General features: G+C 35.7%; 9 protein-coding genes. 4 read left to right on the top strand and 5 right to left on the bottom strand.

The window, feature by feature from the left end; translation table 11 throughout:
- Positions 1-89 precede the first annotated feature (89 nt).
- Positions 90-773: a VOC family protein gene (locus ACHZAX_RS11255; RefSeq protein ID WP_320019191.1), complete on the bottom strand. Its 684-nt coding sequence runs from the start codon at positions 771-773 to the stop codon at positions 90-92.
- Between the two features lie 576 nt (positions 774-1,349).
- On the opposite strand from ACHZAX_RS11255, the gene ACHZAX_RS11260 reads away from it, so the two are divergent.
- From ACHZAX_RS11260 to ACHZAX_RS11270, 3 genes are all read left to right on the top strand, one after another.
- Positions 1,350-2,870, top strand: a complete 1,521-nt coding sequence (locus tag ACHZAX_RS11260) for a bifunctional GNAT family N-acetyltransferase/carbon-nitrogen hydrolase family protein (RefSeq protein WP_320019192.1) — start codon at positions 1,350-1,352, stop codon at positions 2,868-2,870.
- Between the two features lie 406 nt (positions 2,871-3,276).
- Entirely contained in the window at positions 3,277-4,584 is a 1,308-nt protein-coding gene (gene nhaA / locus ACHZAX_RS11265; protein ID WP_320019193.1) for a Na+/H+ antiporter NhaA, read from the top strand.
- Between the two features lie 126 nt (positions 4,585-4,710).
- On the top strand, positions 4,711-5,133 hold the full coding sequence (locus ACHZAX_RS11270) for a hypothetical protein (protein WP_101307824.1): 423 nt from the start codon (positions 4,711-4,713) through the stop codon (positions 5,131-5,133).
- A 187-nt stretch (positions 5,134-5,320) separates the two neighbouring features.
- Here ACHZAX_RS11270 and ACHZAX_RS11275 read toward each other — a convergent pair whose 3' ends face one another.
- From ACHZAX_RS11275 to ACHZAX_RS11290, 4 genes are all read right to left on the bottom strand, one after another.
- Positions 5,321-5,905, bottom strand: a complete 585-nt coding sequence (locus tag ACHZAX_RS11275; protein WP_101307825.1) for an indolepyruvate oxidoreductase subunit beta — start codon at positions 5,903-5,905, stop codon at positions 5,321-5,323.
- A gap of 29 nt (positions 5,906-5,934) precedes the next feature.
- Positions 5,935-7,557 carry a thiamine pyrophosphate-dependent enzyme gene (locus tag ACHZAX_RS11280; RefSeq protein ID WP_101307826.1) on the bottom strand — a complete coding sequence of 541 codons (1,623 nt, stop codon included), beginning with the start codon at positions 7,555-7,557 and terminating at the stop codon, positions 5,935-5,937.
- A gap of 449 nt (positions 7,558-8,006) precedes the next feature.
- Positions 8,007-8,798, bottom strand: coding sequence for an ABC transporter permease (locus ACHZAX_RS11285; protein ID WP_101307827.1), 792 nt, complete (start codon positions 8,796-8,798; stop codon positions 8,007-8,009).
- The gene (locus tag ACHZAX_RS11290) at positions 8,795-9,391 is read right to left on the bottom strand and encodes an ATP-binding cassette domain-containing protein (protein WP_180327150.1); all 597 of its coding nucleotides are present in this window, start codon (positions 9,389-9,391) and stop codon (positions 8,795-8,797) included. Before ACHZAX_RS11290 ends, ACHZAX_RS11285 begins: the two co-directional genes overlap by 4 nt.
- 331 nt (positions 9,392-9,722) lie before the next feature.
- Between ACHZAX_RS11290 and ACHZAX_RS11295 the strand changes: the two genes are divergently transcribed.
- Positions 9,723-12,206, top strand: coding sequence for a CoA-disulfide reductase (locus ACHZAX_RS11295; RefSeq protein WP_101307829.1), 2,484 nt, complete (start codon positions 9,723-9,725; stop codon positions 12,204-12,206).
- Positions 12,207-12,315: the final 109 nt, after the last annotated feature.

Below are 12,315 nucleotides of genomic sequence, written 5' to 3' on the forward strand. Positions count from 1 at the left end.
CGGACTCTCCATACGACTTTTTGTCCGATAGTACCGGAAATCTGATGCGGGACTCTGTCCTCCGAAAACCACGATACACGCTATGAAATTTACACATTATTGGCTGTAGTTTTTAATTTTTCATTTCTAAATTCCAAGCAATATTCTTTTCCGTTATTTTCAATAATTGCTTCAAAAGGCTCAGGTTTTATTATTATTGAAGTAGGAAACCAAATTTCTTTTAATTTGTAATTGGGTAATAAGAAAATTCCTTCTTGAGAACCGTTGGTCCCGAATCTCTTTAAATCACCTTTCCAAAATTTTGTTCCTAACTCTGTTTTAAGTTGGTGGTTTATTTCCTGAACATCTTTAGTAGCTACACCTATTTCATTAATTCCTAAAACTTTCGAAATATCAAATTCAGACTCGTCATTATTTTTTAAATCATATCTGACTATAAATTCGGCAACGTTTCCACTTGCATCATAGAAATAGAATGAATCAGCATTCCAACTTTTAAAATTTTCAATTTTTCTACCATCTTCTATATCTATAACCTTAGTTCTTCTTTCCATCCATTCCAGTGCTTGATTCAATTTATTAGCTGGAATTAAGAAACAATAATGATATTTGTGTTCTATTTCAGATTGTTCGAACGATAATTCACTCCAACCAATTTCTAAAGAAAAAAAATTAGAATTTTCGTCTAAAATCTTAAATCCTAAAATCTCCGAATAGAACCTCTTCTCTAATTCAAGCTTATTTGTGTAAAGTTTTAATTTCTTAAATTTCATTTTAATACTTTTTTGGTTTAAATAACGCTAACGGCAGTCTGTCTAATAACCTCAAGCAACTCACTTAGATTCTAATATTTCTTCACTTTTAGAGACAACTACCAAAATAAATGACCGCCTGTTATCATCTATTAAACTATTAACACTACTCATAATCGATCACTTAAGCTTTGATGTAAAAATAATTGATCTTAAAACATACCCAATACATCCTCATATTAGTGTATTGGGTAGCTTTTCTCAGAATAGCTCCCCTAATCTACCAAATCTCAATTAAAATTACTTCCTGAAAATAATTTAATGTTCAAAAAAACTGTCCGGAATGGAAATGAAAATCCTCGAAAGAGAAAAAGCTTTGCAGAAAGTTATTTTTTATTCACATATCAATATAACAGCACTTTAGGACGGATCAATTCCTAAATTCATCTGCAAATTTAATACTCAGTTACAGCGTTCTAAAACATTTATTTTTTAATTCCAAAGAGAAGCACATATTCTCAATTTTGTTATATTTAATCTTTCTAAACAGAAAGATTTGTGCGCTGTTGCACATACTTCTCTGTGAATAACATTCAAATGCAGGAAATAGAAAACATTGAATTATCCTTCTTAAGTTTAGATGATTATCAGGAACTTAAAAAAGCCATGATTGAGTCGTACACAAGTATGCCCAATTCATATTGGAGAGAACATCAAATCAAAACATTAATTGATAATTTCCCTGACGGTCAGGTTGTGATTAAAGTCAATAATCACATAGCAGGATGCGCTTTATCGATTATTGTTGACTATAGTAAGTTTGACGATAAGCATACCTACAAAGAAATAACGGGAAACTATACTTTCTCGACACACAATACGGATGGAGATGTTTTGTACGGAATCGATGTTTTTATTAAACCGGAGTTTCGTGGCTTACGATTGGGCCGGCGATTGTACGATTACCGAAAAGAATTGAGTGAGCGTTTGAATCTAAAAGGAGTTGCTTTTGGCGGACGAATACCAAACTATCACAAATATGCCGATCAATTATCACCGAAAGAATACATTGAAAAGGTTAGAAGAAAAGAAATTCACGATCCTGTTTTGAATTTTCAGGTTTCGAATGATTTTCATCCGGCCAAAATTCTGAAAAACTATTTGGAAGGTGATGAAGATTCTAACGACTATGCAGTACTTCTTGAATGGGATAATATTTACTATGAGAAAAAGAACAAGAAACCCAGCACTATAAAAAAAGTGGTTCGTCTTGGCCTGATTCAATGGCAAATGCGTTCCTATAATAATTTGGATGAGTTAATGCATCAGGCCGAGTATTTTGTGGATGCTGTTTCGGGTTACCGATCGGATTTTGCCTTGTTTCCGGAATTTTTTAATGCTCCTCTCATGGCCAAAGACAATCATTTATCGGAACCTGAGGCAATCAGAAAATTGGCAGAGCATACCGAAACCATCGTTCAAAAGTTTTCGGAACTGGCCATTTCTTACAACATCAATATTATTAGTGGCAGTCTGCCTGAAATTAAGGATGATCGATTGTATAATGCCGGTTATCTGTGCAAACGTGATGGAAGTGTTGAGCGTTATGAGAAACTTCACGTAACACCGGACGAGGCGAAAGTTTGGGGGATGCAAAAAGGATCGGAACTGAAAGTTTTTGATACCGATTGCGGAAAAATTGGCATCCTGATTTGTTACGATGTTGAATTTCCTGAATTGAGCCGTTTGCTTGCCGACGAAGGAATGGATATTTTGTTTGTACCCTTCTTAACGGATACACAAAACGGCTATTCCCGGGTTCGGAATTGTGCTCAGGCCAGAGCCATCGAAAATGAATGCTACGTTGCCATTGCTGGTAGTGTTGGCAACTTGCCTAAGGTACACAACATGGATATTCAGTATGCTCAATCGATGGTATTTACCCCCTGCGACTTTGCTTTTCCGGCCAATGGAATTAAAGCCGAAGCAACGCCAAATACCGAAATGATTCTAATTGCTGATGTAGATATCGACCTACTTCGCGAATTGAATCAGTTTGGCAGCGTACGAAATTTGCGAGACCGTAGAAATGACATATATGAATTAAAAAAGATGTAATTAAATTCGGGAGTCTTACCTGAAGTAAGGCTTCCGAATTAATTTTATTACCTGCCAAAGTCTGATAAGTACAGCCTTTACTCGAATATCCAATTAACATCAAAGCTTTCCTTGCTATTCAATTTACGGTTCCTATTTTCGTGAATTATCAGACTACCATTGATCCGGTATCCGGACTACTGTTAGTCCAATGTCAGAACCACTACTAGTCCGCAAGCAAGACTGGTAGTAGTCTGATTTCATTCAAAACATTTCCACAATATCTAATAGAAAACATGGCTAATACCGAAAAGGATTTCAGTAAAAAAAATACACTTTTTATTGCATGAAAATTACTCAGAATGGCGAATAAAAGATCATTTTTTCGTAAATTCAGAATCGATTTAAATGAACGAAATAAACTTCCATGATAGATAAACTTCTCATCACCCCATTCCAGAAATTTGTTAAAATAGAAAGCTTTAGCGGAATTCTGCTTTTTATTGCCACCCTGCTTGCACTAATTTGGGCAAACTCTCCTCTGGCTCATTTATACGATTCATTATGGCAATATAAAATTGGGATAACAACATCTGATTTCGAACTGAATAAACCAATAATACTTTGGATTAATGATGGCTTAATGGCTGTTTTCTTTTTCCTGATTGGACTGGAAATTAAACGTGAACTTTTAATAGGCGAACTAAATACGGTTCGAAAAGCAAGTTTTCCATTTTTTGCGGCTTTGGGTGGAATGTTGGTTCCTGTGGCGATGTTCTTTTTACTCAATAACAATCAAAGCACATCAAATGCATGGGGAGTTCCTATGGCAACCGATATTGCATTTTCTTTAGCTATTCTTAAACTTCTTGGTAAAAGAATTCCTTTGGGCTTGAAAGTATTCCTAACCGCCTTTGCCATTGTCGATGATTTGATTGCGGTATTGGTAATCGCAATATTTTATAGTGGAAATATCGAGTGGATATTATTAGGATATGCTGCCATTCCTATCCTAATATTAGTCTTTTTATCTTATCGGAAAATCTATTTTCCTTATTTCGTTTTTATTATGGGCGTACTTGTTTGGTATCTGTTTTTAAAATCAGGAATACATCCCACTGTTGCCGGTGTGTTAATGGCATTTACCATTCCAATCAGGCAAAAAATTGATATTAAAACGTATTCTCGCAAATTAATGGGCATTGCTAAGGATATTGAAGAAACATGCGAAAAACCAATCCTCTCCGATCGTCAGATTGAACAAATCGACAATTTGGAAGATTGGACCAGTCAGGTACAATCCCCATTGCAGCATTTAGAACACAAGCTGCACAACTGGGTTGCTTTTTTTATTATGCCGGTATTTGCCCTATCCAATGCAGGAATCAAGTTTGGTGCAGATATAAATCTGGAAATGCCTTTGGTCATCAACATTGCACTTTGTTTAATCATTGGAAATAGTGTTGGCGTATCCTTGATATCCTTTATCGGCATTAAACTAAAATTGGCTGAATTGCCGCAAGGAGTGAAAGCCATTCAGGTGGTAGGAATATCATTTCTGGCTGGAATAGGATTTACAATGGCAATATTTATTGCCAATCTGGCTTTTATTACCAATCCTGAATTTATCGATTCGGCTAAAATTGGTATCTTGATTGGCTCGTTTACTTCTGGAATTATTGGCTATTTGGTTCTAAGAATTGGGAGTAAAGCAAATTTAGCGCATCAAAGCTAAGAACTATTCCTTACTTCGAAAGCAATGAAAACCAATCTTAGGAAATCTTTCAAAATCAGCGATTCTTAAGATACAATCTCATATTTTTCGAGTAATTTAGGTGTTCTTATAAATAATTCATCAAACATGGAACCTATACTATTAAAAAATACAATATGCACTGAAGATATCGACCATTTGATTCTGAAAGGTGTACATGATATGGATATCAATCAGGATAAAAGAGATGAAATAGAATCGGAATCTAAAAAACTATCCGACAATTTTGTAAAAATAATAGATTACCATATGCACAATGGTGAAAATCCTGACGCTTCCTATACTTTCCGAATCGCAGTTAATTTCAATAATTTCACAGAGCAATACCGACAGGCATTTGTCGAAAATTACAAAAAGGATGTTTTGATTGGCTTTGGTATAAGTGCAATTTGGATGGGTATTTTAAATGGTCTGGATGCCGAGAGTGGAATTATGCCCAATCATCCGTTAAAAAGAGAAATTGCAGCCTGCCTGCGGACAATTAGTGAAATTTTAGACAATAAAGGATAAAAACAAGTGTAAAGGCGAAAGAAATAAGGTGAAAGTAATATCACTTCTTTAATAGAGAAATTGACTCAAACTTCACAAAATTTACAGTTTAATTATTTTTGATCTCCTTGTCACAAATGATGATAAAAAATCCCCGTTTGGAATTATTTTCAAACGGGGATTTTGATGTATAATAACTGAGTTTTGACTATCTGTTTTCTTGCGAGAACTTACGTCCTGCATGAAGTGCCTTAATATTCATATCTACTACTTCTTCTCCTTTTCTCGCGAAAATTTTACGAATTCCTTCTTCCAAATATTCGAATGGAACATCGATAAAAGGAGATGCCGCCCCCAACATTACAAAGTTAAAAGCACGTGCAGAACCAACTTCTTCCTTTGCGATTCTATCTGCATCAATCAATACATAATTAGGCAAAGCTTTAATGGTTGCTTCCAATTTTTCCTGCTCAGGATAATCAGTAATATTGATAAAAGGAGTTGAATTAGTTACCACATAACCACCTTTTTTTAAGTAAGGAAGGTAACGCAATGCTTCCATAGGCTCAACTGATAAAATAATATCAGCACCACCTTTAGGAATTAAATCGGAATAAATTGGCTTATCAGAAATTCTCATAAATGACTGAACATCACCACCTCGCTGACTCATGCCATGAGTTTCAGCTTGTTTCATATATAAATCGTTGTCTAGTGCAGCAGAACCTAAAGCAGCAGCAATGGATAAAATCCCTTGACCACCAACACCTGCTATAACCATATCTGTTTTCATCTGTTTACTTTTTTCAGGTTAGTATTTGATTAAGCTTTAGCTGCTTTTGCCATACTTGCTTTCTTTATTTTTTGATCACGAACATTCTTCTGTACACATACTCTTCGGGGAATAATTACAGAAACTCCTTTGTATTCAAACTCCTTACGGAAGATTTCCTTAATCTCATCATGTTTCTTAGGCACAGGAAGTAATACATGAATGTGCTCCTTCTCTACTCCTAAACCTTCGCAAATTGATTCCAACTTGCCTTTGGCAGATGATTTCTGACCTCCGGTCATTGAGATCGATTCATTATCAGAAATGATTACTGTAATTGGAGTCTTTTCATTAACAGCATCCAATAAACCAGTCATGCCCGAGTGTGTAAAAGTTGAATCCCCAATAACGGCTACCGAAGGAATTAATCCGGCATCAGCAGCACCTTTAGCCATAGTGATTGATGCTCCCATATCCACGCAAGAGTTAATTGCATTAAAAGGAGGCAAAGCACCCAAAGTATAACAACCTATATCAGCAAACACACGACCTTCGCCATATTCAGCAATCACCTCATTCAATGCTTTGTACACATCAATATGACTGCACCCAACACACAATGCAGGCGGACGGGCAGCTACAATATCTGGTATTTCAAGACTTTCTTCAATTTTAAATCCAAGAGCTCTGCCAACCATATCCGGAGTTAACTCACCATCACGGGAAAGAGTTCCATCCAAACGGCCAATAACAGCTTCCTTTTCCAAATATCCTTTCAGGATTTCCTCAATCACAGGATAACCTTCTTCCAAAACCAATACTTTACTGCACTCGCCGGTGATTTTTTTAATCATGGTACGGGGAATTGGGTACTGGCTGATCTTAACAACAGGATATGGACAATCTCCATCAGGATAATTTTCCATTAAGTAATTATATCCTAAACCACAAGCAATGATACCCATTGACTTATCTGCAGCATCGGTATATGCATTATAAGCAGAATCTTCTGATGCGGCTTCGAATTTCTCCTGATTACTTAACAATTTCTTATAACGCTTACGCGCGATAGCTGGAAGTAATACGAATTGAACCTTATCTTCAGGAAGTTTCAATTCATTTTGTACCATTACCTCAGCAGATCTTGCAACACCGGCACGGGAATGAGCCAAACGAGTCGTAATTCTCATTAAAACAGGAATCTCAAATGCTTCTGACAATTCGAAACCGAAACGAGCCATATCGTATGCTTCCTGTTGGTTTGACGGCTCTAAAACCGGCATCATGGCGAACTTACCGTATACCCGGGAATCCTGCTCATTTTGAGAAGAGTGCATAGATGGATCATCTGCAACTACGATCAACATTCCTCCGTTTGCTCCTGTAATGGCAGCATTCATAAAACAATCGGCAGCTACGTTCAATCCAACGTGCTTCATACAAACCATTGCTCTTTTTCCTGCATAAGACATACCGAGAGCTGATTCCATGGCTGTTTTTTCATTCGCAGCCCAATCGCTGTGAATGTTTAATTCTTTTGCTTGTTTCGAATGTTGTATGTATTCGGTAATTTCAGTAGACGGAGTTCCCGGGTACGCATAAACTCCGGACATTCCACCATCAATTGCCCCTTGAGCAATGGCTTCAACGCCTAATAATAAAGACTTTTGCATGTTGTATTTGTTTAACTATTTTGATTAATCTATAAGTTACAACACTTAGAAAAAAAAAGTGCCTAATTATAAAATTATTGATGCACTAAAACATCAATTACATTTACTCAAAAAATAGAATAGAAAATTGATCACAAGGATCGAGGTAGGGAATGGATTTTATAGTCCGCCAAACATTTCAAGGTAACTTACCAAGTAGGCGCAAACGTAAAAATAAATTTCAAGAAAATCCATATTTTTGCTTGTGAATTGGAATTAAAACAAGTCTTGTTTTTAATATTCGGCACTAAAATACCAATATTTGGTTTAAAATCAACAAAAGAGAAACCAAAGCAGGAAGTTTAGAATTATTTCAAATAACGAAAACGGTTGCGCAAAAACAAACTACGAAGCTTATGTATTGATATTAAACACAATAACAAAAACACCTTACAAACTGGCGGGGGATACTATTTCTTAAATAAATTGGCTTTAATTCGTCCAAAAGAGTCGAATGCAAAACGATTTGCCAGAAGAATACTAAGCATTAGATTTATAGAACAACCAACAAATATGGCAAGCATAATTAATATCTGATATTTTATGGCGACCATAGGAGAACTTCCACCTAAAATCTGTCCTGTCATCATCCCGGGTAAGGAGATTAAACCAATAACAGACATGGTAGCTATTAACGGATTTAAACCACTTTTTATGGCCGAGCGGATAAATGGTGCCAGTGAATTCTTTCTGCTATCTCCGTTCACCAAAAGAAAATAATACAAATCCTGTTCCTTAGCTAACCTGCCAAAATAATTGCTGATACCAACAATGTTATGATTTAAAGCATTTCCCAACACCATCCCCGATATAGGAATAAAATAACGGGCATCAAAAACATAGTCGAGATGAATAACAAAACCTAGAAAGAAAGCATCCAAAATTAGAATACTTATAAATCCTGAAATTGCAAACGGAAGGATGAAAAACCGATAGGTAAGCCCTGCCCTCTTAATTGTTGTAAAAGCACCAACCAAAATCATTACACAAACCCAAATTACATTTACCCAGGCATTGTTCCATGCAAAAATATATTCCAGATAAAAGGCGACCAAAGAAAGTTGTATCACCATCCGAATTAAAGCAATAACAGTTTCCTTAACAATTTTCACTTTAAAATAGATGAAGCCTGCAATGGGAATAATCATGAGCAAAAATCCCAAGGCCAAACTCCCTATTCCTATGTCAACAATTTCTTTCATAACTCAATTGTTCTGTTGCAATAGTCAATCCATTTCTTGTTATGGGAAGTTGAAACTATTGTTTTGTTAGGCAAAGAATTCAATGTAGCAAAGAGAAGATCGATGGAATAATCATCAAGAGCGGAAACTGGTTCATCTAAAAGGATAATTGATCTATCAAGACTTAAACATGCAGCCAAAACTATCCTTTGCTTTTGGCCACCGCTAATTTCTGCAAAACTTTTATCGTCGCCGCATTCCCTAACTCCCAACTGATCCTGAAACTGTTGAAATCTTTCTACTTGTTTTGCATTCATTTGAAGTAAATCAGATAGCTCATTGGCTGAATCAACAGGTAAATTACTATTTTGCGGCAACCAGATCATTTTGTTTCGAATCGCTGCAATCGTATCACTATTCAACTCTAAACCGTCAATTTGAATATTCCCGGATTGTGGTGTAATAAATCCCATTAATACTTTTAATAATGAAGATTTGCCCTTACCCGATGGTCCGCTAAAACATATTGACTCACCTGCAAAAACCTCGAAACTAAGATCTTTGCATATGAATTGCTTAGGAAAACTTAAATTAATTTTTTCACATTTTATCATATTCCACATCTATACTATAAAGAAAATAATATTATCTCAATTGTTCCCAATGCTAATCACATTTCTTTAGCAGAGATGAATAATGTTTGTTAAACGACTCTTATAATGAGAATATTCTCTCATAATTGTTTTCAATATCATCACAAACAATTTATTAAGTACTCTTTATCAGACAGTTTAATCAATGCAATCGATTTAATATGCTGAGCAACATATTAAAAACCCACATTGCATTAGTGATAAATTTTTCTGAAAGATTACTTTTGTATGATAGATATGTGGATATCTACATATGATGATTACAATAAAATAACTTTTAGAATATATAACAATGGCAAAATACTTAATAGTTGGTGGTGTAGCAGGAGGAGCAACAACTGCGGCTCGTTTACGCAGAATGGATGAATCGGCAGAGATAATCATGTTCGAAAGAGGCGAACATATTTCGTATGCAAATTGTGGTTTACCATACTATGTTGGTGATGTTATTACAGAGAGGGAAAATCTATTGCTGCAAACTCCTGAAAGCTTCAAAAAAAGATTAAATGTTGATGTTCGGATTAAAAACGAAGTCGTTCGAATTGACCGCGAAAATAAATTAGTAGAAATCAACGACCTCATCAATAATACAAGCTATACTGAAACATTTGATAAATTGGTTGTTTCGCCAGGTGCAGAACCAATAAAACCACCAATTCCCGGCATAAAAGACAAAGCAATTTTCACAGTTCGAAATGTAAACGACACAGACAAAATTAAAGCTTACATCAACGAAAAAAAGCCAAAGAAAGCTGTAGTTGTTGGAGCGGGATTTATTGGTTTGGAAATGGCTGAAAACCTTCATCACCTAGGTATGATGGTTACAATTATTGAAATGGCCGAACAAGTAATGACGCCTCTTGATTACGAAATGGCAGCTGTTGTACATCAACATTTGAAGACAAAAAATGTTGAATTTTATCTAAACGACGGCGTTAGCCAGTTCAAAAGAGATGCCGATCATCTTGAGATTCATTTGCAATCGGGCAGAAAAGTGGACGCTGATATGGTTATTCTTTCTATCGGTGTTAAACCGGAAACTAAATTAATTAAAGAAGCGGGTATTGAATTGGCTCCCAACGGAGGAATTAAAGTAAACGAATACCTTCAAACCAGCGATCCTAATGTATATGCCTTAGGCGATGCTATCGCTTTTCCACATCCTATTACCGGTAAATACACCAATGCATACCTTGCAGGCCCGGCGAACAAGCAAGGTAGAATTTTAGCAAACAATTTGGTTCTGGGACACAAACAAACTTATAAAGGTTCAATTGCAACTGCCATAGCCAAAGTATTTGATCTCACCATTGGATCGACAGGATTGGCCGAAAAGGTTCTTAAAAAGGAAGGCATTTCTTTTGTCTCTAATATTACTCATGGAGGATCGCATGCAGGATATTATCCCGGAGCAATGCCTACAAGCATAAAAATCACTTTCGATCCAAAAAATGGAAAATTATATGGTGCTCAAATAATTGGATATGCAGGTGTAGATAAGAGAACCGATTTAATTGCAACAGTTCTTAAAAAAGGTGGAACAATTTACGATTTACAGGAAATCGAACATGCTTATGCTCCCCCCTACTCATCGGCGAAAGATCCTGTAAATCAGGCAGGATTTACTGCAGGAAATATTATTGAAGGTTTAGTGAATATTATTCATTGGGATGAATTGAACCAATTGCATGCAGCCAACAATTTTATATTAGATGTTCGTACTCCTGACGAATTTGAACTGGGTCAAATTGAAGATGCTGTAAATATTGAAGTAGATCAGATCAGAAATCGCCTGGACGAAATACCGAGAGATAAAAAAATAATTATCTATTGCGGAGTTGGTTTACGCGGCTATTTTGCTGCAAGAATATTAATGCAAAACGGGTTTTCGGACGTTTTCAATTTAAGTGGTGGTTATAAAACCTACGAACACGCAACCTGCAAACAAAGTAACGAGGATATTTTTGAATCCAGTTATGTGGCCAAAGACAGTCATATCTATAGAAAAAAAACAAGCTCCGAAGAAAAAGAAATTCAGTCTGAGAAAAAAATCATTGAGGTAGATGCTTGTGGATTACAATGTCCGGGACCAATCATCAAACTAAAAAAGGAAATTGACAAATTAGAGAACGGTGACCGATTGCTACAAAAAGTTACTGACCAGGGATTTATGAAAGATGTTGCATCATGGTGTAACATGACGGGAAATAAATTAATTTCTCTTGATTCTGATAAAGGAATTATATCTGCAGTTATCGAAAAACAGAAAAAAGATGAACAATGTTCTGTTTTAAACAATGGCATAGCCAAGAATAAAACCATGGTTATTTTTTCTGATGAATTGGATCGGGCTTTGGCATCACTCGTTATTGCCAATGGAGCTGCTGCCACTGGAAATAAAGTAACCCTCTTCTTTACTTTTTGGGGCTTGAATGTGATTAAAAAAGCAAACAAACCAAAAGTTCAAAAAGATTTGATGGGCAAGATGTTTAGCAAAATGATGGCAAACAGCGCAGATGATTTAAAACTGTCAAAAATGAACATGATGGGTTTAGGTTCTAAAATGATGAAAAAAAGAATGATGGCGAAAAAAGTAGACTCTCTTGAGGATTTACTAAAAACCGCTATGGAGAATGGTGTTGAAATGATTGCTTGTCAAATGTCAATGGATGTAATGGGAGTTGATAAGGATGAATTACTTGAAGGTGTTTCTATTGGAGGCGTAGCAACCTATCTTGAAGAAGCTGAAAAATCCAATATTAATCTATTCATATAAAACAGTAGTGTCACTGTAAAACAAAAGGGTTGTTTCAGTATGGAAACAACCCTTTTTTTGTATCCTGAGATGTAGGAATTCCAACAACAGGTTTCATTGTAAATAACAA

The sequence above is a fragment of the Labilibaculum manganireducens genome (assembly GCF_963665805.2).
In the GTDB taxonomy this organism is placed as follows: Bacteria; Bacteroidota; Bacteroidia; order Bacteroidales; family Marinifilaceae; genus Labilibaculum; species Labilibaculum manganireducens.